Raw genomic sequence first — 22,360 nt, forward strand, 5'->3', positions numbered from 1 at the left:
CCAGCCGACAAGCGGCACGGCGTACGACGAACTTGTCCCGGCGGCGCCACTCCAATTTTCGGATGGCCCGCCGAGGTGCAACGATGAACACGTCACTGATCTACCACGTCACGTCCAGCCTTGATGGCTACATCGCTCGCCCCGATGGCCGCCTCGACTGGTTCGACTCTCTACGCAAGGCCGATGAAGAGTACGCGTTTCAGTACTTTTACTCCGCTATCGATGCCCTGCTGATGGGCCGTGGCACCTACGAAGCGCTGCTCAAGCGGGGCGGCCCCTGGCCCTACCCCGGCAAGCCCTGCGTGGTGCTGACGCGCCTCGCCCTGCCACGCGCTGCGGACGAAATCCAGCTGACCCACTGCACGCCCGCCCAGGCCGTGGCGGCGCTGAACGAGGCCGGTTTTCAGCGTATCTGGCTGGTTGGCGGCAGCCTGCTGGCAGGCAACTGCTACACCGCCGGCCTGATCGACGAAGTGGTGATCAACCTGGTGCCACACCTGCTCGGTGCCGGTATTCCGCTGCTGGCGACCGGCATGGAGCGCAGCCTGACGCTGAGTGACCAGCGCCGCTTCAACAGCGGCACGCTGCAGGTGCACTACCAGGTGCAGAAGCCGCTCAGCATGCCAACGCAGATCCCAGCGCCGCGTATCAGCGCGGCCTGATGTTCTCGAGCTGCTGCTTGCGCAGCAGCCGGGCGCTGTCCCACCCCACCAGCAGCACAGCCACCCAGATCGGCAGGTAGGTCAGCCATTGCCCGGTATCGAAGCTCTCGCCCAACACCAGTAGCGACACGGCGAACAGCAACACCGGCTCGACATAACTGAGAATGCCGAACAGCCCCAAAGGCAGCATCCGGCTGGACGCCATGTAGGCGGCGAAGGCCAGCGTGCCGATCAACGCCATCACCGGCACCAGCAGCCATAGCAGCGGGCGCTCGGCGAATGCGCCAGCGGGACCGTAGGCGACGATCAGCCAGATCGCCAGCGGCGCCAGCATCAGCATCTCCAACACGAATCCGGACAGCGCATCCAGACGCATCCAGCGGCGCAAGATGAAGTAAGGCGGATAGCCCAGCGCGGTGATCAGCGTCAGCCAGGAGAACGCCTGGGTGCGCCAGAGTTCGTGCAGTACGCCGAGCACCGCGCAGGTTACCGCCAGCTGCTGCAACGGCCGCAGGCGCTCGCCATAGAACAGCCGGCCGGTCAGCACTATCGCCAAGGGCAGAAGGAAGTAACCCATGGACACTTCCAGCATGTGTCCTGCCAGCGGCGCCCAGAGAAACAGCCCCCACTGCACGCCGATCAGCGCCGCCGCCACCGGACAGGCGACCAACAGCAGCGGCTCGCGGCGCAGACGCAAGAAGGTCTCGCGCAGCAATGCGGTCTGCCCCGCCAGCACCACCAGCAGCAGGACCAGAGGAATCGACCAGAGCACGCGCTGAGCGAATATCTGCACGCCATCGAGCGGCGCCAGCCACTGCACATAGCCAGGCAGCACAGCGAACAGCACCGAAGCGGTAACCGACAGCGCCACACCACGCCCGGACAGTTGCATCAATGCACCTCGGTAGGCGGTCGGCGCGTACGCCCCAGATTGACCAGTGGCAGCGACGCCGCGATCACCGCCCCGCCCAACGCCAGGCGCAGCAGATCGGCATCGTGGTTCCAGATCAACAGATTGACCAGCAATCCGGCCGGCACCAGCGCGTTGTTCATCACCGCCAGAGTGCCGCCATCGACCAGGCTGGCGCCCTTGTTCCACCAATACAGGCCGAGCCCTGAGGCGACCACGCCGAGCCAGACCAGCACGCCCCACTGCAACGGGGTGCTGGGCAGACGCTCGCCGTTACCCAGCAGCAGGAAGGCTGGCAGCGCAATCAGCAGCGCGCCCAGATAGAAGAAACCGAAGCGCTTGTATTGCGGCTCGCTCGAGGGGTGCCTGAGCAGCAGATGCTTGTACAGCACCTGACCGGCCGCGAAAGTGAAGTTGGCCACCTGCAGCAGCAGGAAGCCGAGCAGGAAGCCGCTGCTGATGCCGTCGTAACGGATGATGCCCGCCCCCATCACGGCCACCAGCGCGGCGGCCAGCGCCCAGGGGTTGAACCTGCGATTGAGCGCATCTTCGATCAGCGTCACGTGCAGCGGTGTGAGTATGGTGAACAGCAGCACTTCCGGCACGCTGAGCACCGAGAAGCTGAGATACAGGCAGACGTAGGTGATGCCGAACTGCAGTGCGCCGATCAGCAGCATGCCGCGCACGAAGGCCGGGGCATGACCACGCCAGCGGGTCAGCGGCACGAACAGCAGACCGGCGATGACGATGCGCGTCAGTACCGCGAAGTAGCTGTCGACCCGACCAGCCAGGTACTCACCGATCAGGCTGAAGGAAAAAGCCCACAGCAGGGTCACTATCAGCAGATATCGCACAGCCACCTCCGAACGAAGGCGGCGACCTTAGCGCGTTCCCCCGCGCCGGACAATCCATACCCCGGCAGGCCGCTGGGCAGCCCTATAAAAAAGCCGGCCACTTCAGGGGAAGCGACCGGCATAGCACGCCCGCGAACGGGCGCTCAGGAGAGTCGGAACGTTATCAGGCCACGTCAGCCAGCTTGGCCTTGGCCTGGGCCAGACCTTTTTCGCTGAACTCGGCGCCCATGTTCAGGCCTTCGGCGTGAATGAACTGCACATCGTGGATACCGATGAAGGCCAGCGCCTGACGCAGGTAGGGTTCCTGGTGATCCAGGCCGCTGCCGGCGTAGATGCCGCCGCGGGCGGTGAGCACGAAGGCACGCTTGCCGGTCAGCAGGCCCTGCGGGCCGGTTTCGGTGTACTTGAAGGTGACCCCGGCGCGCAGCACATGATCCAGCCAGGCCTTCAAGGTGCTGGGGATGGCGAAGTTGTACATCGGCGCGGCCAGCACCAGTACATCGGCGGCCAGCAGTTCATCGGTCAGTTGATTGGAGCGCGCCAGGGCAGCTTTCTCGGCTTCGCTCTGCTGCTCGCTCGGCGTCATCCAGCCACCCAGCAGCGTGGCGTCGAGGTGCGGTACGGGCTCGGCTGCCAGGTCACGTAGCTGAATCTGATCAGCCGGGTGCGCAACCTGCCAGTTGGCGATGAATTGCTGGGTCAGCTCGCGGGAGACCGAACCTTGCTGGCGGGCACTGCTTTCGATTACGAGAATACGGGACATGTCTGAGGCTCCATCGAGGTGAACAAGAGTCGATGGAGCACAGAGTAGAGATGCAACTTTCGATTAAAAAGCGTAAATATCCGCTTACATATATCGACTAATTTGATTTATTACTTCGCCGCATCTAGGCTTTGATCACTTCAGATTGCAGGTCAGATTGACCCGCAGGCGAATCACGCTACGGGTGAACTTGACCGTCATGTTGTTGCTCGCGCCGGGCGCCAACAGGGTACGCCGGGTGCGTGGCGCTTCGGGGCCATTGCGGAACACGGCGCTGCACTCGGCCTCGCTCTGACCGTAGTTGTAGAGCATCAACGCCGCCATGTTGTGGTCTATTTCCTGAGTGGTCGCGGAGACCTCGGCACCGTTGAACTGTTTTTCCACCTCGATGGGGTAGGCATTGGCAGCCAGGGGCACGAAAGCGAACAGCAAGCAGATTATTTTTTTCATCGGTGCTCTCCAACATGGGAGAGCCAGTGTAGGTGGAGATCGTCGGCGATAACAGTCGACTCAGGCAGGATGATGCAATGAAAGCTCCTCGCGTAACCCTGGATCAATGGCGCACGCTGCAGGCAGTGGTAGACCAGGGCGGCTTCGCCCAGGCCGCCGAAGTGCTGCACCGCTCGCAGTCCTCGGTCAGCTATACCGTGGCCCGCATGCAGGAACAGCTCGGCGTACCGCTGCTGCGCATCGATGGGCGCAAGGCCGTACTGACCGAGGCCGGCGACGTGCTGCTGCGTCGCTCACGGCAACTGGTCAAGCAAGCCAGCCAGCTGGAAGACCTGGCCCACCACATGGAACAAGGCTGGGAAGCCGAAGTGCGCCTGGTGGTGGACGCCGCCTACCCCACCGCCAATATCGTCCGCGCACTGACCGCCTTCATGCCGCAGAGCCGCGGCTGCCGCGTGCGCCTGCGTGAGGAGGTGCTGTCCGGGGTCGAGGAGGTCCTGCTCGAAGGCACCGCCGACCTGGCCATCAGCGCGCTGAACATCACCGGCCATCTGGGCATCGAGCTCAATGAGGTCGAATTCGTTGCCGTGGCCAATCCGGAGCACCCGCTGCACCGCCTGCAACGCGAGCTGAGCTTTCAGGATCTGGAAGGCCAGATGCAGGTGGTCACCCGCGACAGTGGCCGCCTGCAACCGCGCGACGCCGGCTGGCTGGGCGCCGAGCAGCGCTGGACGGTGGGCAGCCTGCCGACCGCGCGCACCTTCGTCAGCAGTGGCCTGGGCTTCGCCTGGCTGCCCCGCCATCTGATCGTCCGCGAAGTCCAGGAAGGCCTGCTCAAACCACTGCCGCTGGGCCAGGGCGCCATCCGCAAGCCGCGCTTCTTCCTCTACAGCAACAAGGATCGCGTGTTGGGCCCGGCTACGCAGATCCTCATCGAGCTGATCAAGAACTTCGATGCCGTCCCCTTGGACGCGCCCTTCGCCGCACCGCAGTCCACCAACTGAGCATTGCGCCATGCCCTATTTCGACAACGATGGTTGCCAGCTGCATTACGAGGATTACGGTCACGGTGCGCCCGTGCTGCTGGTCCACGGTCTGGGCTCGAGTACGCGCGACTGGGAATATCAGATCCCGCTGCTCGCCCAGCACTACCGGGTGATTGCTCTCGACGTGCGCGGCCATGGCCGCTCGGACAAGCCGCGCGGAGCCTATCGCATCATCGACTTCGCCGAGGATGTCACCGCCCTGATCGAACACCTGCAGCTGCCCGCCGTGCACCTGGTGGGCATTTCCATGGGCGGCATGATCGGCTTTCAGATTGGCGTCGACCACCCCGAGCTGTTGCGCAGCCTGACCATCATCAACAGCGCCCCCGAGGTGAAGGCCAAGAGCGCACGCGACTGGCTGGAGATCGGCAAGCGCTGGACGCTATCGCGCCTGCTCAGCCTGGAGACCATCGCCAAGGCCCTGGCCAAGCTGCTGTTCCCGCACCCGGAACAGGCCGAGCTGCGGCGCAAGATCGAAGAGCGCTGGCCGCAGAACGACAAGCGTGCCTACCTCGCCAGCCTCGATGCGATCATCGGCTGGGGGGTGCGGGAACGCCTCAAACGCATCACCTGTCCTACCCTGGTGATCGCCGCCGACCACGACTACACGCCCGTTGAACGCAAACGCGAGTACGTGGCAGAAATGCCCAACGCGCGCCTGCTGATCATCGAAAACTCGCGCCACGCCACACCAATGGATCAACCGGAACGCTTTAATAACGCCCTGCTCGCCTTTCTCGGCGAGACTGCCAACAAGGAAAACTGACCATCATGCTCAAGCAACTCGTTCTCGCCACCGGCGCCCTGCTGCTGTCCTCCAGCCTGCTGGCCGCGGAAAACCCCAAGGTTCTGCTGACCACCAGCCTGGGTGAAGTGGAAGTGGAGCTGGCTGCCGACAAGGCACCAATCAGCACGCAAAACTTTCTCAAGTACGTCGACAGCGGCTTCTACAACGGTACCCAGTTCCATCGGGTGATCCCGGGCTTCATGGTCCAGGGTGGCGGTTTCGATGCCGACATGCGTCAGAAGGACACCGAAGCGCCGATCAAGAACGAGGCCGACAACGGCCTGCACAACGTACGTGGCACCCTGGCCATGGCCCGTACCCAGGCCCGCGACTCGGCGACCAGCCAGTTCTTCATCAACCACAAGGACAATGCCTTCCTCGACCACAGTTCACGCGATTTCGGCTACGCCGTGTTCGGCAAGGTGACCCGCGGCATGGAGGTGGTGGACAAAATCGCCCAGGTGCCCACCGGCAACCGCGGCATGCACCAGAACGTACCGCGCGAGCCGGTGCTGATCATCGACGCCAAGCGCCTGTAAGACGCTGATGTAACCCGTAGCCCGGATGCACAATTCAGGAGATTGCAATTACGCTCTCCCCGGATTGCATCCTGGCTACAAGCCCCACGAACGACAAAGCCGCCCAATTGGGCGGCTTTTCATTCGATCTCGCGAGCTAGAGTCATGCAAGGCAAAAACAGGCGAGAAAGCGGAGTGTGCTGTAGCACATGAGCATTTCGAGCCTGTTTTTAACGCAGCAGGGCCGACGCGCAGCAGATCGAAAGCTTATTTCTCGACGAAGGCGCGCTCGATCAGGTAATCACCCGGCTCACGCATGCGCGGGGAGATCTTCAGGCCGAAGCTGTCGAGCACTTCGCTGGTCTCATCGAGCATGCTCGGGCTACCGCAGATCATGGCGCGGTCGTCCTGCGGGTTGATCGGTGGCAGGCCGATGTCGGCGAACAGCTTGCCGCTGCGCATCAGGTCGGTCAGGCGTCCCTGATTCTCGAACGGCTCGCGGGTCACGGTCGGGTAGTAGATCAGCTTGCCTTTCAGCGCTTCGCCGAAGAACTCGTTCTGCGGCAGATGCTCGGTGATGAATTCGCGGTAGGCGACTTCGTTCACGTAGCGCACACCATGAACCAGAATCACCTTCTCGAAACGCTCGTAGGTCTCCGGGTCCTGGATCACGCTCATGAACGGTGCCAGGCCGGTGCCGGTGCTGAGCAGATAGAGGTGTTTGCCGGGGTTGAGGTCATCGAGCACCAGCGTGCCGGTGGGCTTCTTGCTGATGATGATCTCGTCGCCTTCCTTTAGGTGCTGCAGCTGCGAGGTCAGCGGGCCGTCCGGCACCTTGATGCTGAAGAACTCCAGGTGCTCTTCCCAGTTCGGGCTGGCGATGGAGTAGGCACGCATCAGCGGACGGCCGCTGTCCTGCTGCAGACCGATCATCACGAACTGGCCATTCTCGAAGCGCAGGCCCGGATCACGGGTGCACTTGAAGCTGAACAACGTATCGTTCCAGTGGTGGACGCTGAGCACGCGCTCGACGTTCATATTGCTCATGATGATTTCCTCGAATACTACGACGCCAAGAGCGCTGTTGCGCGGCATTCTATTCGCGACAACAATATCTGTTAAGTGGATTATCAAGATATAGGTTATCGGTTATATAGATATGCGATTTACCCTCAGACAACTTCAGGTATTCGTTGCCGTGGCGCAGCATGAAAGCGTCTCGCGCGCGGCGCAGTCGCTCGCATTGTCGCAGTCGGCCACCAGCACCTCGCTGACAGAACTGGAGCGCCAGTCCGACTGCCAGTTGTTCGACCGCGCCGGCAAACGCCTTGCGCTCAACGCCCTGGGCCGACAGTTGCTACCCGAGGCGGTGGCGCTGATCGACCAGGCCCGCGAGATCGAACGCCTGCTGGGCGGCAAGAGTGGCTATGGATCGCTGAACGTCGGCGCTACCCTCACCGTGGGCAACTACCTCGCCACCCTGCTGATCGGCAGCTTCATGCAGCACCATCCCGAATGTCGGGTGAAGCTGCAGGTGCATAACACTGCCCACGTGGTGCAGCAGATCGCGCACTACGAACTGGATATGGGCTTGATCGAAGGCGACTGCCAGCACCCGGATATCGAAGTGCAGCCCTGGGTCGAGGACGAGCTGGTGGTGTTCTGCGCGCCGCAACACCCACTGGCCCAGCGCGGCAGCGCGACCCTGGAAGAACTGACGCACGAAGCCTGGATCCTGCGTGAACAAGGGTCGGGCACGCGGCTGACCTTCGATCAGGCCATGCGTCATCACCCGCGCAATCTGAATATTCGCCTGGAGCTGGAACACACCGAGGCGATCAAGCGCGCCGTGGAGTCCGGCCTGGGCATCGGCTGCATCTCGCGCCTGGCGCTGCGCGACGCCTTCCGTCGCGGCAGCCTGATGCCGGTGGAAACGCCGGAACTGGATCTGCGTCGGCAGTTCTACTTCATCTGGCACAAGCAAAAGTACCAGACGGCAGCCATGCGCGAGTTTCTCGAGCAGTGTCGCGCGCTGACTGCCGGCGTCAGTCGTAGCGATCAGATCGTGCTGCCGCCGATCGTCTGAGTGTTTCAGCCAAGCAGGATGATCGCCCAGACCGAGGCGATCATGCCCAGCGCCACCAACTGCGCGGCACTGCCCATGTCCTTGGCGTTCTTCGACAACGGGTGGCGTTCAAGGGAAATACGGTCGATGGCTGCCTCGATGGCCGAGTTGAGCAACTCGACGATCAGCGCCAGCAGACACACGGCCACCATCAAGGCGCGCTCGCCTCGGCTGACGTCGAGCAGAAAAGCCGACGGAATCAGTACCAGATTGAGCAGCACCAGTTGACGAAAGGCCGCTTCGCCGAGAAACGCTGCGCGCAGGCCATCGAGTGAATAACTGGCGGCGTTGAGGATACGTTTCAGGCCGGTCTGGCCCTTGAATGGCGACATGCGCCTCACTCCTGCTGGAAGAGGCGCGCAGCTTACTGCATCCGCGGCGCAAGAGCATATGCGAGCCAGAGGGCTGCAAGGAGGCCGCGCAGTTTACTGACTTTACCGCGGCGCACCGACGCGCAGCAGATAGCGTCTCACTGCGCAGGGATCGACTCCATCTGCTGCAGCAACAACGCCGCCTGGGTGCGGGTGCGCACGCCAAGCTTGCGGAAAATCGCCGTGACATGCGCCTTGACCGTCGCTTCGGACACGCTCAACTCGTATGCGATCTGCTTGTTCAGCAGGCCTTCACAGACCATGGTCAGCACACGAAACTGCTGCGGTGTCAGGCTGGCGAGACCGGCGCTGGCGGCCCTGGCCTCGTCGGAAACCGGTGCGCCCTCCTCGGCCAGAGGCGGCCACCAGGTGTCACCATCGAGCACCTGGCGCACGGCCTGCTGCAGGGTTTCCAGAGGACTGGATTTGGGAATGAAACCGCTGGCACCGAACTCGCGGGAGCGGTTGACCACGCAAGCCTCTTCCTGGGCGGAAATCATCACCACGGGGATGTGCGGATACTGACCGCGTAACAGCACCAGGCCGGAAAAACCGTAGGCGCCGGGCATGTTGAGGTCGAGCAGGACCAAGTCCCAATCGTTCTTGGTAGCCAGGTGGCCTTCAAGCTCGGCGATGCTGGCAGCTTCTACCAGACGCACCTCAGGCCCCAGCCCCAGGGTCAGAGCTTGTTGCAAGGCGCTGCGAAACAACGGATGGTCGTCGGCAATCAGGATTTCGTAGGCAGCCATTGGCAGATCCTGTTCTTGTTATGAGAGGCACCGAGGTAAGTATGGCAGTGCTTTTCGCCTGAAGACCCGCTCAAGCCTGCACATGCTGCATCACAGACTCCCCACTCGGACCGACGGCGGCGCTCAGCATGCCGAGCTGTGGCGGGGTGGTCAAGCTCAATGCTTTTGCGGCAGGATGCGCAGCTTTCCTGCCGAGACGCTCCAATGCGAAGCCAAGCCCTGCGCGCCGACCTGTTGATGCTGATTACCGCGATGATCTGGGGCAGCGCCTTCGTCGCTCAACGCCTGGGCATGGATAACATCGGCCCCTTCCTTTATACAGGCTTGCGCTTTGCCCTCGCCTGCGTGGCACTGCTGCCGGTGCTGGCCCTGCTGCAACGTCGCCAGCAACGCCCCGCTGCACCGCTGAATCGCAACCTGCTGATCGGCGGCGTGGTGATGGGCCTGGCACTGTCGCTGGGGATCAACCTGCAGCAGGTCGGCTTGCTGTTCACCACGGTGACCAACTCCGGTTTCATCACCGGCCTGTACGTGATCGTGGTGCCGATTCTCGGCCTGCTGATCGGCCAGCGCAGCAGCGCGGGCATCTGGCTGGGCGCCAGCCTGGCAGTGATCGGCATGTTCCTGCTCAGCGTCGGCGAAGGTTTCAGCGTAGCCTCCGGCGACTGGCTGCAGTTGGCCGGCGCCTTCGTCTGGGGGATTCACGTGTTGCTGGTGGGATTCTTCGCCAGCCGCCACGATCCGCTACGCCTGGCATTCATCCAGTTCGCCACCTGCGCGGCGATCAGCCTGTTGCTCGCAGCGCTGTTCGAGACGGCAACGCTGGCCGGCATCCTGGCTGCCGGCCCGGCCATCCTTTACGGCGGCCTGTTCGGCGTGGCGGTCGGCTTCACTCTGCAAGTGGTGGCGCAACAGCATGCCATCGCCTCGCATGCAGCGATCATTCTCTCGCTGGAAGCGGTGTTCGCGGCCATCGCCGGTGCTCTGCTGCTGGGCGAAGTGCTGGAAATACGCGGCTACCTGGGTTGCGCACTGATGTTTGGCGGCATGCTGCTGGCTCAGCTGTGGCCCAAGCCACTACCCAGCGAACTCAGCGATATGACTGCAAACGCAGGTGCAGAGCGTCGTTGAGATCCAGCGGCAGGCGGCGCTTGGCAGCCAGGTAGTGCTGGCTGAAGACATCCAGGTAATCGTCCAGCGCCTCACCGGCGCGCAGATCGCCAGCCAGCTCCAGACACATGGCGGCCACTTCGGCAGTACAGAGGTGCTCGCCGCGAGTGGAGCGACGCAGACGATAGCGCGATAGCTGCGCCGGGGTCAGGCTCAGCACCGGCAGCGCATCCAGATAGGGGCTCTTGCGAAACATCTTGCGCGCCTCGGTCCAGGTGGCATCGAGCAGCACGAACAGCGGCCGCTTGCCGGGCGCCAGCGTCACCTCCTCGACCACGCGCTGCGGCGCCACGTATTCGCCGGGAAAGACCAGATAAGGCTGCCACTGCGGATCGGCCAACAGCTCCAGCAGTGCCGGATCGACAGCAGTGCGCGTCCAGCCGAAGGCGTGAGTTTCTGGCACCACATCAGCGATCAGCCAACCGGTATTGCTCGGTTTCAGTGCCTCGATATCGTGCATCACCAGGCACATTGCGGCATTGGCTTCGACCTGCGGGCGCCAGGCGCACAGGCAATGCGTCGGCTGCACGCGGCAATGCGGGCAGCGCTCGGCACGCGAGCCGCGGGCGACGAAGGGTTTCAGGCTGCGCGCCAGACGTTCTGTGCGCAGGCGGGCAACGGCATGTGGGGCTGGATGGGTCATGGAAGGCGCGACAGCGAACGGGGGCAGGATTCTACCACCCCCGATCGCCGCTCTGCCGCTCAGAACCTGTGGTTCAAGGCCAGGCCGATGAAATGAATGCGCGTCTCGTACTCACCGGTGTAGTTGCCGCCATTGCCGGTACAGCGCACGCCGCTGTCCTGATACAGACCACCGGCCCCTGGCGCCCAGCCAGCCGGGGAACAACCATCGTGGTAATCCATCTTGCCGCTGGAGAACTGCACGTAGCTGTAGGCCAGGTCCACCGAGGTGTCGCGTGTCACCTTGTAGTTGGCGCCGAACGACAGCCAGTAGCGATCGGCATCGGGAAAGGCCGGGTGGCGCAACTGCGGCGAGCTGACCGGTGAGCGGTCATAGGCGACACCGGTACGCAGCAGCAGATCATCGCTGTACTGGTAGTTCATGCCCAGGGAGATCTTGTAGCTGTCCTTCCAGTCCTGCTTGACGCTCAGATCGCCCTCGGTAACCCCATTGAAGTAGGGGTAGCCGGCGACCTGATCGATACCGATACGCACTTCATCGAGCCGCGAATGGCGGGTAAAGGTCAGATCCGCCATCAGCGCGATCTTGTCGTTGAGTTGGTGGAAGGCGTTGAAGGAGAGCATCTCCGGTGTATCGATGGCAGTCTTGGCCTTGGAGTTGGGATGCAGCCGGGTGGCGGCGAACTCCCCAGGGTTGACCCAGTTGCCCTGATCGAACAACTCCTGCAGGGCGTCGGTCGGGGGGACGTAGATATCGACGATGGGGATGGTGAAACCACCCTCCAGCGAGGTATCCGGCGAGGGGACGCTACCCTGCACATCGGCGAAGCTCCATTTGGTCTCCCCTTCGAGGGTGTGGCGGATATTGGAGCGATAGGACACGCCGAAACGCGTCGACTCGGTCGGTTCCCACAGGTAACCGATATTCCAGCCAAAGCCCCAGTCATCGCCCTTGACCCGGAAATAACCGTCACCTTGTACGTTGTCAGCGAAATTGCCCGCCACGCAGTCAACGAATCCATCTCTATCCGCCACGCCGCGACAGGACGTGATTTCATCCGGCACCGGAACCCCCGCGATGCCCCCTACGATAGGCCCCAGGATCGGATCGGCAGCATTTCTGGTGCTTTCATAGTTCGCCTCGACGAACTGCCCCGCCAACTGCCTCGAAGCCCCCTTCACATCGGCGGCACCGCGCTGCACCGACTTGATGTACTGCGCCGACACACCGAAACCGACGCTGTGGTGCTCGTTGAAACGAAAGGAAATGCTCGGATTGAAGGTCACCGTCTCCAGGCTGGCCGACTGGATGCCATAGCGCCCGGCCCAGTCCTCCTTGTAATCAAGCTTGGCACCGAACGGGGTGAAAATACCGAGGCCGATCGTTACCCGGTCGTTGATCTCGTGAGAGAAATAGAAGTTGGGCGCGGCGGCGGCATCGGGCAGAAACTCGCCCGCATCTCCAGACACCGGGTTGCCGAACACGTCGCGGCTTCCCTTGTCCTCATAATCACCGTCTGGCAGCACAACGGTAAGACCGGAGGTCACCTGGGTGCCCTTGAGCCGGGCCAGGCCGGCCGGGTTGTAGAAGATGGTCGAGGGGTCGGCGGCTTCGGCACCGTTGGCATGCGCCGAACCCTGCGCTGCCACTGACTGTGAACCAAAGTGATAACCGGATGCCTGCACCTGCGCGGTGGGCAAAACCAGTAAACTGCCGACCATCACTCGCGATGGCCAGCGCCGAAAGAGCATTGTCATTGTTATTCTCCTGCACGCTGCTTGAACACCACGCAGCCCGGCGAACACCAGCGACAGACTTCAGGCAGGTCTGCACTGGCGACGAGGTCCGGCTACGACGGCGGCTCAATGTTTGTGACGTACAGGTTTGGCTGACGATCCCCAGCCTTTGGTCGTGGTGACGGACGGCGGCCAGAGGCCAGCATGTCCCCATCGGTAACACATTGTTTCAGGCAGGCAACTGGCTATCAGCGCGAACATTCGCGGCGAAGGCCTGTCCAACCCTCGTCCACGCTTTCAGGAGTCACACTACATGTTGCGTTACATCCTTCCCGCCCTTGCGCTCAGCCTGATGCTTCCCACTGCCCAGGCGGCTTCGCTGAAGGAGATGGAGCTGACTCGCACTCTGGAGCAGGTCGCCCGGCAAAGCAGCGAAGGCACGCCGCGGGCGATCAACGAGGACATTCTCGATCAGGGCTATACCGTGGAAGGTCACACGCTGATCAACCACCTCAGCGTGCGTGAAGCGCATGCCGCGAAGATGCGCGGCAACCCCGATACCGTGCGCACGCAGCTGGCAGCCAGCGTCTGCCGCAACCCGGGCTACCGCAGTTTGCTGGCAAAGGGCGCGCAACTGCGCTACCAGTTCAGCGAGTACCGCAGCAATCGCCCGGTTACCGTCGAAGTTTTCGACAAGAGCGATTGCGGCCTCTGATCCGGGGCTGAACTCAGCCCCTTTGCGCTCGGCGCTGCGCGTCATCGGCGCGCAGTTCGGCCAGCAAGGCCTCCATGTAGCGCGAACGCCGTATGCCGCCTTCGAGGCGACGCATGCACTCATCCTCCAGACTCATCTGATTGGTTCGTGCAGCCTGTTGCAGCATACGATGGAGGTCCGGTTCGATCTCCAGAATCAACTTGGGCATACCTGCCACTCCCTTCCTGTTCACACACAGCAGACTCGACGTGACGGATGAGGTTCCACCTAGCCGTCGGGGCCGCCCAATTTCCCGCCCGCCAGCCTCGAGCGAAGAACCTCAGCAGCAATTGACGGCCGATCGATGCGTGGCAGCTGCAAGCCGCCGCACCCGGCGCTTTGCGCTACATTCCAGAGAGCACTGCCCGGAACGCATCCTGCTCTATGCAAGTAAATCAGACGCACGTCCGGAGCTTGCTCGCTCGGACGAATGGCAGGGCACAGGTCAGCTGCGCCGAGAGAATCGCCCCAGACGCCGGCTGACCTGCATCAAGGCCGGCAACGCGCGGAACCGGCAGACTCTTCTCATCATCACGACGAGGACAGAACCATGGCCCTGCTCACCTTCATTGGCGCGATCCAACAAGTCACGGGCTCCTGCTATCTGATAGAGAGCCGCGACGGAGCCAAGGTCTTGCTCGAGTGCGGCATGCACCAGGGCCGTCGCCAGGAGGAGGATCAGAATCGCAGCGCCTTCCCCTTCGATCCCACAGCCCTGGATGCCGTGGTCATCTCCCACGCCCATCTCGATCACAGCGGATTGCTGCCCCGCCTGGTCGCCGAGGGTTACCGTGGGCCGATCCACGCCACCGAAGCCAGCTGCGAACTGCTCGAACTGATGCTGCTGGACTCGGCCTTCCTGCAGGAAAAAGACGCTGAATGGGAGAACCGCTGGCGCGCACGCCAGGGCAAGGCGGCGGTCAAACCGCTGTACACGATTGCCAATGCCGAACAGGCGCTCGGCCAGCGTCGTCCACATGCCTACGGTGCAACGGTCGAGGTAGCCAAGGGCGTGCAGGTCACCTTTCACAATGCCGGCCATATCCTCGGCTCGGCCATCGTCGAGATACAGGTAGAGGATCACCACCTGCACCGCCATCTGGTGTTCTCCGGTGACCTGGGCAATACCTGTTCGCCACTGATGCAGGAACCTGCACAACTGAAGCAGGCAGACGTGCTGCTGATGGAGTCGACCTACGGCGACCGCGACCACCGCGCCAGCGACGAAACCCTGGAGGAGCTGGCCGAGATTCTTCAGCAGGCTCACAAGGAAGGCGGCAATGTACTGATCCCTTCATTCGCCGTCGGCCGCACCCAGGATCTGATCTACTACCTCGGGCGTTTCTACCAGGAAGGCCGACTGCCACAACAGGCGGTGTTCCTCGACAGCCCCATGGCCATTCGCGCCAACGCCATCTACAGCCGCTTTCACGAACAGTTCGCGGCCGCTGATCGCGCAGCGCTGCAAGCCAGGGGTGTCAAACGCATCGAAGACTGGCTGCCGATCCTGCGCTGCACGCCGACAGCCGAAGAATCGATGGCGATCAACCGGATCAAGAGCGGCGCGATCATCATCGCCGGCGCCGGCATGTGCAATGGCGGGCGCATCGTCCATCACTTCAAGCACAACCTCTGGCGCGAGAACTGCCACCTGGTATTTCCTGGCTTCCAGGCCAAGGGCACGCTCGGCCGGCTGATCGTCGACGGCGCCGAGACGGTCAAGGTGCTGCATCAGCGCATCGCGGTGAAAGCCCAGGTGCATACCCTCGGCGGCTTCTCCGCGCATGCCGGGCAATCGCAGCTGCTCGACTGGGCCAGCCAGTTCGAACATCACCCCGAGCTGTACCTGGTACATGGCGAACTGGAGAAAATGCAGACCCTGCAACACGCCCTGCGCGAGCGTTTGAACTGGATCGCCAACATTCCTGAACCGGGCGAACAGATCGCTCTGTAACCAGTGCTTACGAAAAGCTGACGGCGAAATGGCAAGCGGGCTGTGGCAAGCTCAGGGACACTCCATAATCAAGGAACCGGCTCAGCGAGAATGTCATCGACGCCTCGCTGAGCTCAGAACAGGAGAGCCTTCATGCCCTACGAAGCGGACGATTATCTGTCCCGTCATGTGCAAACCAGCGAAGTCGATCTGACCAGCAAGGTGGACGAGCTGGTGGCGCTGGCAGCCCCCGGCAATAGCCCGAATCTGCAGCTTTACCGCGAAATGCTGACGACCGTCATCCATATGGCTCAGGCGGATCGCAACCGCTGGGACGCCAAAATCATGCTGCAGACCCTGCGCGAGATGGAGCACGCCTTCGGTGTACTGGAACAACTGAAGCGACGTCGCAAGGTCACCGTATTTGGCTCGGCGCGTACGCCCGCCAACCATCCGCTGTACCAGCAGGCTCGCGAGCTGGGCGCACTGCTGGCACACCGCGACCTGATGGTAGTCACCGGCGCTGGCGGCGGCATCATGGCCGCCGCCCATGAGGGCGCCGGCGTGGAAAACAGCCTGGGCTTCAACATCACCCTGCCCTTCGAACAGACGGCCAACTCGACGATGCGCGGCAGCAATCACCTGCTGTCATTCCATTTCTTCTTCCTGCGCAAGTTGTTCTTCGTCAAGGAGGCCGATGGCCTGGTGCTCTGCCCCGGCGGCTTCGGCACGCTCGACGAGGCGCTGGAAGTCCTGACACTGATCCAGACCGGCAAAAGTCCGCTGGTACCCGTAGTGCTGCTCGACCAACCAGGTGGCAGCTACTGGAAAGACGCGCTGGACTTCATCCGCCGCCAGCTCGGCGACAATGGCTACATCCTGCCTGCCGACCTCAACCTGATGCACCTGGTCTACAGCGCCGAAGAAGCCGTCGATGAAATTGCCCGCTTCTACCGCAACTTTCACTCCAGTCGCTGGCTCAAGGATCGCTTCGTGATTCGCCTCAACCATGCGCTCAACGAGGCCACGCTGGCGAGACTGCAGGACGATTTCGCCAGCCTGTGCAAGGAAGGTGGTTTCATCCAGCAGCCCTATTGCGAGCAGGAACGCGACGAGCCTGAGCTCTGCCACCTGACCCGCCTGGCGTTCGTATTCAACGGACGCGACTACGGCCGCTTGCGAGCGCTACTCGATGTGGTCAACGAACCGGAGAATTGGGCGACCTGAGTTGACGAGCTGCCCGGGTGAAATCCGCGGGCATTGCCGACTCGCCACTCGCGGAGTGCATCCGCGCTACGCAAAGCAAGAAGCCCAGCATTGGCTGGGCTTCTTGTTGACGGCTAGCGGTCAGGCGTTACCCGCGACCTTCATCCGGGCGGCCTGGGTGAAGTCGAGCATACGCTTGAGCGGCTTGATCGCCTTGGGGATCAGTGCCGGGTCGACGTGAATCTCGCCAGAGCCCTGGCGCAAGCCGGTCAATACGCGTTCCAGAGTGTTCATCGCCATCCATGGGCAGTGCGCACAGCTGCGACATGCAGCCCCGTTTCCGGCCGTCGGCGCCTCGATGAAGGTCTTGTCCGGACACAGCTGCTGCATCTTGTAGAAGATGCCGCGGTCGGTGGCGACGATGAAGGTCGAGTTCGGCAGGGTCTGCGCCGCCTTGATCAGCTGACTGGTGGAGCCCACGGCGTCAGCCAGCTCGACCACGCTCTGTGGCGACTCGGGGTGCACCAGGATGGCAGCGTCAGGGTACAAGGCCTTCATATCCAGCAGCTGCTTGGACTTGAACTCCTCATGCACGATGCAGGCACCGTCCCACAGCAGCATGTCGGCCCCGGTCTCGCGCTGGATATAGTTACCCAGGTGCTTGTCCGGCGCCCAGATGATGGTCTCGCCGTTGTCCATCAGGCTCTCGACGATCTCCAGCGCGCAGCTGGAGGTGACCACCCAGTCGGCACGCGCCTTCACCGCCGCCGACGTGTTGGCGTAAACCACCACGGTGCGCTCCGGGTGCTGATCGCAAAAGGCCGAGAATTCGTCCACCGGGCAACCCAGGTCGAGCGAACAGGTCGCCTCCAGCGTCGGCATCAGCACACGCTTTTCCGGGTTGAGGATCTTCGCCGTCTCGCCCATGAACTTGACCCCGGCCACCACCACGGTCTGCGCCGAGTGCTGATTGCCGAAGCGGGCCATTTCCAGGGAGTCGGAGACGCAACCGCCGGTTTCCTCGGCCAGGGCCTGGATCACCGGGTCGCAGTAATAATGCGCCACCAGCACCGCGTTCTGCTTCTTCAGCTCGGCGGCGATTTCGCGGCGATAGAAAGCTTCCTCCTCGGCAGTCAGCGGCTTGGGCTGCTTGGCATCGAGGTGAGCCTGGACCAGAAGGCGTTCGGAAATCTGCGTCATATCATCGAACCTGCGGCGCTCTTGAGCGAGCTGCGAGTATACCCCCTGGCCGACCACCGCCACAGGCAGGGCAGCATCGGCTACCGGGCTTTTCCGAGAGCAAAAAAAAGCCAGTCTCACGACTGGCTTTTGCGATCTGGTGGGTCGTGTAGGATTCGAACCTACGACCAATTGGTTAAAAGCCAACTGCTCTACCAACTGAGCTAACGACCCAACGCGAGGCGCATGATACTGATTTAATTCAGGAAATCAACACTTCGCGAAAACTTTTTCAGAAATACCGGGTTGCATCGGCTACGCCGGCAGCGGCGAAACCGGCTGCACGCAGGCGGCAGCTGTCGCACTTGCCGCAGGCACGGCCCTCATCATCGGCCTGGTAGCAGGACACCGTGAGCGCGTAATCGACCCCAAGGCGCGTGCCTGCCTGGATGATTTCGCCCTTGCTCATCTGCTGCAACGGCGCACGGATAGTGAAGCCCTGCCCCTCTACCCCCGCTCTGGTCGCCAGGTTGGCCATGCGCTCGAAGGCGTCGACGAACTCCGGCCGACAATCCGGGTAACCCGAGTAGTCCACCGCGTTGACGCCGATGAAGATGTCGCGCGCCTCCAACACCTCGGCCCAACCCAGGGCGAGCGCCAGGAACACCGTATTGCGTGCCGGCACGTAGGTCACCGGAATGCCCTCGGTTGGCGACTCGGGCACCGCGATGCTGCTGTCGGTCAGCGCCGACCCGCCGATACCGTTGAGATTCAGACCAATCACCTTGTGCTCGACCACACCCAACTGCCGGGCTACGCGCTCGGCTGCCTGCAACTCGGCGCGATGGCGCTGCCCGTAATCGAAACTCATGCTGTAGCAGCTGTAGCCCTCAGCCTTGGCCATGGCGACCACGGTGGCCGAATCCAACCCTCCGGAAAGGAGGATGACCGCATTTTTCTCGCTCATGATCAGTGTCCCGGCTCGTCGTTCCAGAGGATCTTGTGCAACTGCAGCTGCAGGCGCACCGGCAGGTTGTCGGCCACGATCCAGTCAGCCAGCGCACGGGCATTGACCTGCTGATGGCTGGGCGAAAACAGCACCTCACCGGCCCTTGCGGCCAGGTCGTACTCGATCAGCTTGGAGACCGCCCAGTCGTAATCTTCACGCGAACAGATGACGAACTTGACCTGGTCGTTGCGCGTCAACAACGGGATGTTTTCGTAGCGATTGCGCTGCACTTCGGCAGAGCCGGGGGTCTTCAGGTCGAGCACCTTGCTGACCCGCGGATCGACCGCCGAGACATCGAGCGCACCACTGGTCTCCAGCGACACTTCGTAGCCTGCGTCGCACAGGCGCGCGAGCAGGGCAATGCAGTTGGGCTGAGCCAGCGGCTCGCCGCCAGTCACACAGACATAACGCGGCCGGTAGGCGGCCACTTGATCAAGGATGCTGCCCAGCTGAAGCAATTCACCGCCGCTGAAGGCGTAGGCAGTGTCACAGTACTGGCAGCGCAGGGGACAGCCGGTCAGGCGCACGAATACCGTCGGCAAGCCGGCGGTACGCGTTTCCCCCTGCAGCGAGTAGAAAATCTCGGTGATACGCAGGGTTTCTTGCATGGTAGCCACGGGCGTGATGACGAAACAGGCCATCCGCCTCCGTTGCGTTGAAAGACAGGAACGCAGGCCTGGGCCTGCATTCGACAGAGCATAGAGGCAAGGAAATCAGCCGAGCTGAAACCATGCGCGCCACGCGAGCAGGCATTCTAATGGAAGTCGCGAGTGACGGATAAGAAAAACCCGCGACAAGCGCGGGTTCGTTCTGCGGCGATCAGCTTACAGCCGTTGCAAGTCACGCTGAGCCAGTTGAGCGGCAGAGCTGCCGGGATACTGGGCGATGACCTGTTGAAGAATGCCACGGGCCTTGTCGTTGTGCCCCAGGCGACGCTCGACATCGGCCAGCTTGAACAGAGAATCCGGCACCTTGGCATGGCTTGGATAAGCCTGGCTGACCTTGGCAAAGGCCTGACCGGCAGCCTGCAGATCACCCTTGGCCAGATTCACCTCACCCAACCAGTATTGCGCGTTGCCGGCGTACTGGCTGTTGGGATAGCGATTGAGAAAGGCAGCGAATGCCTGCGACGCCTTGTCGAAATCCTTGGCCTTGATCAGGTCGAAGGCGGCGTCGTAGTAGAGTTTTTCCTTGGCCGGATCACCCGGCTCTGCGCTGCTCTGCTGCGCGGCAGGCGGCGTCGGAGTGCCATTGGCGTTGACTGCGCCATCGGCTGAATTCTGTGCGGGAGCTCCATCGGCGGCAGCACCGGAAGAAATACGTTGATCCAGATCCTGGTAACGCTCCAGCCCTTCCTGCTTGAGGCGCTGGATTTCATTTTGCTGTTCTTCGACCATGCCACGCAGTTGCGCCAGTTCCTGCTGCATCTGCTGGAGCTGGTTGAACAGCATACCCTGCGCAGAAGCGGGCGCTTGCGCGCCCGCTCCGGCGGAGGCGCCGGTCGTACCATAACCCGCCGGTGGATAGCTGCTGCCTTGTTGCATGGAGCTGCTTTCCAGTACGGGAACTTCCGCCATCGCCGCGAGCGGCAAGGCGAGCGTCAGAAGGGTCAGGATACGACGGCAATCTCGCATGGCAGCTTACTTACGCAGCTCTACGCGACGGTTCTGAGCCCAGGACTGCTCGTCGTTGCCAGTGGCAACCGGACGCTCTTCGCCGTAGGAAACGACTTCCAGCTGAGCCGGGGAAACGCCCTGCAGAACCAGGTAACGCTGAACGGCCTTGGCGCGACGCTCGCCCAGAGCCATGTTGTATTCACGGGTACCGCGCTCGTCAGCGTGGCCTTCCAGAACGACGCGAGCGCCGTTGGCTTTCAGGTCCTTGGCGTGTACGTCCAGAGCGCGCATGGCTTCGGCTTTCAGGTCGGAGCTGTCGTACTCGAAGTAGAAGGTGGTGATAGCGCGCAGAGCCGCTTCTTCGCTCAGGCTGCCGTCAACAGCGCCAGTGTTGGCGCCGTAGCCAGCGTTCGGGTCAACAGCACCTTCGCCAGCAGCGTCGCCGCCTTTGGAGGAGCAACCTACGGCAACAGCGAGAGCCAGGGACAGTGCAGCGAACTTACCGAATTTCAGCATTTCCATCATGTAACTCCTAATGAACCCCAGTTGTGTTAAGCAAAAAGGTGTAGCGCCGCATCAGTTCAGGTAAGGGGACCAAGAAGGCTCTCGAACTTCGCCTTGAGCGGTAGGAAGAGGGAGCCTCACGCGACCGTTTGTGGACGCTAACATCAAGACTCCCCGGCCCTGCTGGCGGGTGGCGTAGATTAGCATGGTGCCATTGGGCGCAACAGTGGGCGACTCATCCAAACTTGTGTCTGAAAGTATGCGCAAACGGTTGGTTTCCAGGTCCTGTGCCGCCACCTTGAACACGGTAAAACCATCCTGGCGATGGATCATCACCAGGGTTTTTTCATCCGCCGACAATTTCGGGTTGGCGTTGTAGTTACCGACGAAGGTCACTCGCTCCACGGCCCCGCTATTGATGTTGGTCTTGTAGATCTGCGGCTTGCCCGCACGATCCGAAGTGAAGTAAAGGGTCTGACCATCCTTGCCCCAGAAGGGTTCGGTATCGATGGCGTAATGGTTGGTTACGCGGCGCATCTGCCGGCTGCCCATGTCCATCACGTAGATCTCCGGGTTGCCGTCCTTGGACAGCACGAAAGCCAGGCGCGAACCATCCGGCGACCAGGCCGGCGCACCGTTGAGACCCTCGAAGTTGGTGACCTGCTCGCGGCGGCCGGTGTCGATGTGCTGCACGAAGATGCGCGGGCGGCGCTGCTCGAAGGACACATAGGCAATACGGCGGCCATCCGGCGCGAACGACGGTGACAGGATCGGCTCACGCGATTGCAGCAGCGTCACCGCACGGGCACCGTCGTAGTCGGAGCGCTGCAGGGTATAACGAGTGTTGTTGGTCCCCATGCGCTCTGCTGTGACATAGAGCAAGCGAGTGGAGAAGGCGCCTTTCACGCCCGTCAGCTTCTCGAACGACTGGTCGGCGATGTGGTGGGCCATATCGCGCAGCTGGTCGGTGCCGCCACCGACATTGCCGGTCATGACCTGCTGCTCGGTATTGACGTTGAACAGCGCGTACTGCACCTGCAGACGGCCACCGTTGGGCACGATGTTACCGACCAGTACGTACTGGGCGCCGAGGGCTTTCCAGTCGCGATAGATGACTTCGCTGGCCTGGGTCGGCAGGCTGATCATGTTCTGTCGCGGGATGGGCTCGAAGTAGCCGGAGTTGCGCAGGTCGTTGCCGATGATCTGCGACATGTCCTCGGGCAGCACCGAGCCACCCTGCCAGCCGAACGGCACGACGGCGATAGGTGTGGCACGGTCAGCGCCTTGCGAGATCACCAGCGGATCGGCCGCCTGGACGCTACCGACCAGCATGACCAGCCCCAGCAGGGCGATACGAATCAGGTTGTTCACAGAG

The 22,360-nt window shown here is 62.3% G+C and carries 25 protein-coding genes and 1 tRNA gene; 9 read left to right on the plus strand and 17 right to left on the minus strand.

What is annotated here, in order from left to right; all coding sequences use genetic code 11:
• The first annotated feature begins 83 nt into the window (after positions 1–83).
• Positions 84–662, plus strand: a complete 579-nt coding sequence (locus tag ACN8M7_RS18390; RefSeq protein WP_061241737.1) for a dihydrofolate reductase family protein — start codon at positions 84–86, stop codon at positions 660–662.
• On the opposite strand, the gene rarD is transcribed toward ACN8M7_RS18390, so the two are convergent.
• From rarD to ACN8M7_RS18410, 4 genes are all read right to left on the minus strand, one after another.
• Complete coding sequence (rarD, locus tag ACN8M7_RS18395; RefSeq protein ID WP_490261707.1) at positions 649–1,554, minus strand: EamA family transporter RarD; 906 nt, start codon at positions 1,552–1,554, stop codon at positions 649–651. The two genes, ACN8M7_RS18390 and rarD, sit on opposite strands and share 14 nt — an antisense overlap.
• The gene (locus ACN8M7_RS18400; protein WP_490261708.1) at positions 1,554–2,426 is read right to left on the minus strand and encodes a carboxylate/amino acid/amine transporter; all 873 of its coding nucleotides are present in this window, start codon (positions 2,424–2,426) and stop codon (positions 1,554–1,556) included. Before ACN8M7_RS18400 ends, rarD begins: the two co-directional genes overlap by 1 nt.
• A 163-nt stretch (positions 2,427–2,589) precedes the next feature.
• Complete coding sequence (locus ACN8M7_RS18405) at positions 2,590–3,189, minus strand: FMN-dependent NADH-azoreductase (RefSeq protein WP_490261709.1); 600 nt, start codon at positions 3,187–3,189, stop codon at positions 2,590–2,592.
• A gap of 135 nt (positions 3,190–3,324) precedes the next feature.
• Entirely contained in the window at positions 3,325–3,639 is a 315-nt protein-coding gene (locus ACN8M7_RS18410) for a hypothetical protein (RefSeq protein WP_061241745.1), read from the minus strand.
• A 77-nt stretch (positions 3,640–3,716) separates the two neighbouring features.
• Here ACN8M7_RS18410 and ACN8M7_RS18415 point away from each other — a divergent pair, with 77 nt between their 5' ends.
• The 3 genes from ACN8M7_RS18415 to ACN8M7_RS18425 are packed head-to-tail and all read left to right on the plus strand — an operon-like array spanning position 3,717 to position 6,011.
• A complete protein-coding gene (locus tag ACN8M7_RS18415) occupies positions 3,717–4,643 on the plus strand; it encodes a PA3225 family LysR-type transcriptional regulator (RefSeq protein WP_061241747.1) in 927 nt (308 codons plus the stop codon).
• Between the two features lie 10 nt (positions 4,644–4,653).
• The gene (locus ACN8M7_RS18420; RefSeq protein ID WP_061241749.1) at positions 4,654–5,451 is read left to right on the plus strand and encodes an alpha/beta fold hydrolase; all 798 of its coding nucleotides are present in this window, start codon (positions 4,654–4,656) and stop codon (positions 5,449–5,451) included.
• Between the two features lie 5 nt (positions 5,452–5,456).
• Positions 5,457–6,011 carry a peptidylprolyl isomerase gene (locus ACN8M7_RS18425; RefSeq protein ID WP_490261710.1) on the plus strand — a complete coding sequence of 185 codons (555 nt, stop codon included), beginning with the start codon at positions 5,457–5,459 and terminating at the stop codon, positions 6,009–6,011.
• A gap of 246 nt (positions 6,012–6,257) precedes the next feature.
• Here the strand turns inward: ACN8M7_RS18425 and fpr are convergent, their stop codons facing one another.
• Complete coding sequence (fpr, locus tag ACN8M7_RS18430; RefSeq protein ID WP_490261711.1) at positions 6,258–7,037, minus strand: ferredoxin-NADP reductase; 780 nt, start codon at positions 7,035–7,037, stop codon at positions 6,258–6,260.
• A gap of 112 nt (positions 7,038–7,149) precedes the next feature.
• Here fpr and ACN8M7_RS18435 point away from each other — a divergent pair, with 112 nt between their 5' ends.
• Positions 7,150–8,076, plus strand: coding sequence for a LysR family transcriptional regulator (locus tag ACN8M7_RS18435; protein ID WP_490261712.1), 927 nt, complete (start codon positions 7,150–7,152; stop codon positions 8,074–8,076).
• Between the two features lie 5 nt (positions 8,077–8,081).
• Here ACN8M7_RS18435 and ACN8M7_RS18440 read toward each other — a convergent pair whose 3' ends face one another.
• On the minus strand, positions 8,082–8,447 hold the full coding sequence (locus ACN8M7_RS18440; protein ID WP_061241755.1) for a diacylglycerol kinase: 366 nt from the start codon (positions 8,445–8,447) through the stop codon (positions 8,082–8,084).
• A 137-nt stretch (positions 8,448–8,584) separates the two neighbouring features.
• Entirely contained in the window at positions 8,585–9,235 is a 651-nt protein-coding gene (gene erdR, locus ACN8M7_RS18445) for a response regulator transcription factor ErdR (protein ID WP_061241757.1), read from the minus strand.
• A 204-nt stretch (positions 9,236–9,439) separates the two neighbouring features.
• On the opposite strand from erdR, the gene ACN8M7_RS18450 reads away from it, so the two are divergent.
• A complete protein-coding gene (locus ACN8M7_RS18450) occupies positions 9,440–10,366 on the plus strand; it encodes a DMT family transporter (protein WP_490261713.1) in 927 nt (308 codons plus the stop codon).
• Here the strand turns inward: ACN8M7_RS18450 and ACN8M7_RS18455 are convergent.
• On the minus strand, positions 10,326–11,048 hold the full coding sequence (locus ACN8M7_RS18455; RefSeq protein WP_490261714.1) for a tRNA-uridine aminocarboxypropyltransferase: 723 nt from the start codon (positions 11,046–11,048) through the stop codon (positions 10,326–10,328). The two genes, ACN8M7_RS18450 and ACN8M7_RS18455, sit on opposite strands and share 41 nt — an antisense overlap.
• A gap of 59 nt (positions 11,049–11,107) precedes the next feature.
• Positions 11,108–12,805 (minus strand): OmpP1/FadL family transporter, encoded by a 1,698-nt coding sequence (locus ACN8M7_RS18460; RefSeq protein ID WP_061241763.1) that lies wholly within the window; start codon positions 12,803–12,805, stop codon positions 11,108–11,110.
• Positions 12,806–13,097: 292 nt separating this feature from the next.
• Between ACN8M7_RS18460 and ACN8M7_RS18465 the strand changes: the two genes are divergently transcribed.
• Positions 13,098–13,499, plus strand: coding sequence for a quorum-sensing-regulated virulence factor family protein (locus ACN8M7_RS18465; RefSeq protein ID WP_061241765.1), 402 nt, complete (start codon positions 13,098–13,100; stop codon positions 13,497–13,499).
• A gap of 13 nt (positions 13,500–13,512) precedes the next feature.
• On the opposite strand, the gene ACN8M7_RS18470 is transcribed toward ACN8M7_RS18465, so the two are convergent.
• A complete protein-coding gene (locus ACN8M7_RS18470) occupies positions 13,513–13,707 on the minus strand; it encodes a hypothetical protein (protein ID WP_061241767.1) in 195 nt (64 codons plus the stop codon).
• 381 nt (positions 13,708–14,088) lie between these two features.
• On the opposite strand from ACN8M7_RS18470, the gene ACN8M7_RS18475 reads away from it, so the two are divergent.
• Both ACN8M7_RS18475 and ACN8M7_RS18480 read left to right on the plus strand, forming a co-directional pair.
• On the plus strand, positions 14,089–15,492 hold the full coding sequence (locus tag ACN8M7_RS18475) for an MBL fold metallo-hydrolase RNA specificity domain-containing protein (RefSeq protein ID WP_490261715.1): 1,404 nt from the start codon (positions 14,089–14,091) through the stop codon (positions 15,490–15,492).
• A 132-nt stretch (positions 15,493–15,624) separates the two neighbouring features.
• The gene (locus ACN8M7_RS18480; protein ID WP_490261716.1) at positions 15,625–16,698 is read left to right on the plus strand and encodes an LOG family protein; all 1,074 of its coding nucleotides are present in this window, start codon (positions 15,625–15,627) and stop codon (positions 16,696–16,698) included.
• 120 nt (positions 16,699–16,818) lie between these two features.
• Here the strand turns inward: ACN8M7_RS18480 and nadA are convergent, their stop codons facing one another.
• The 7 genes from nadA to tolB all read right to left on the minus strand — a co-directional run bounded on the left by nadA (position 16,819) and on the right by tolB (position 22,356).
• Positions 16,819–17,877 carry a quinolinate synthase NadA gene (nadA, locus tag ACN8M7_RS18485; RefSeq protein WP_061241772.1) on the minus strand — a complete coding sequence of 353 codons (1,059 nt, stop codon included), beginning with the start codon at positions 17,875–17,877 and terminating at the stop codon, positions 16,819–16,821.
• Positions 17,878–18,014: 137 nt separating this feature from the next.
• Positions 18,015–18,090 (minus strand) — tRNA-Lys (locus ACN8M7_RS18490).
• Between the two features lie 58 nt (positions 18,091–18,148).
• On the minus strand, positions 18,149–18,823 hold the full coding sequence (gene queC, locus ACN8M7_RS18495) for a 7-cyano-7-deazaguanine synthase QueC (RefSeq protein WP_061241774.1): 675 nt from the start codon (positions 18,821–18,823) through the stop codon (positions 18,149–18,151).
• Positions 18,824–18,825: 2 nt separating this feature from the next.
• Complete coding sequence (gene queE, locus ACN8M7_RS18500) at positions 18,826–19,473, minus strand: 7-carboxy-7-deazaguanine synthase QueE (RefSeq protein WP_061242148.1); 648 nt, start codon at positions 19,471–19,473, stop codon at positions 18,826–18,828.
• A gap of 216 nt (positions 19,474–19,689) precedes the next feature.
• Complete coding sequence (ybgF, locus tag ACN8M7_RS18505) at positions 19,690–20,499, minus strand: tol-pal system protein YbgF (RefSeq protein ID WP_490261717.1); 810 nt, start codon at positions 20,497–20,499, stop codon at positions 19,690–19,692.
• Between the two features lie 6 nt (positions 20,500–20,505).
• A complete protein-coding gene (gene pal / locus ACN8M7_RS18510; protein ID WP_061241778.1) occupies positions 20,506–21,003 on the minus strand; it encodes a peptidoglycan-associated lipoprotein Pal in 498 nt (165 codons plus the stop codon).
• A 54-nt stretch (positions 21,004–21,057) separates the two neighbouring features.
• Positions 21,058–22,356: a Tol-Pal system beta propeller repeat protein TolB gene (tolB, locus tag ACN8M7_RS18515; protein WP_490261718.1), complete on the minus strand. Its 1,299-nt coding sequence runs from the start codon at positions 22,354–22,356 to the stop codon at positions 21,058–21,060.
• Between the last annotated feature and the right edge of the window lie 4 nt (positions 22,357–22,360).

Origin of the sequence: Pseudomonas spartinae (genome assembly GCF_965197125.1) — a bacterium.
Lineage (GTDB): Bacteria > Pseudomonadota > Gammaproteobacteria > Pseudomonadales > Pseudomonadaceae > Aquipseudomonas > Aquipseudomonas composti_A.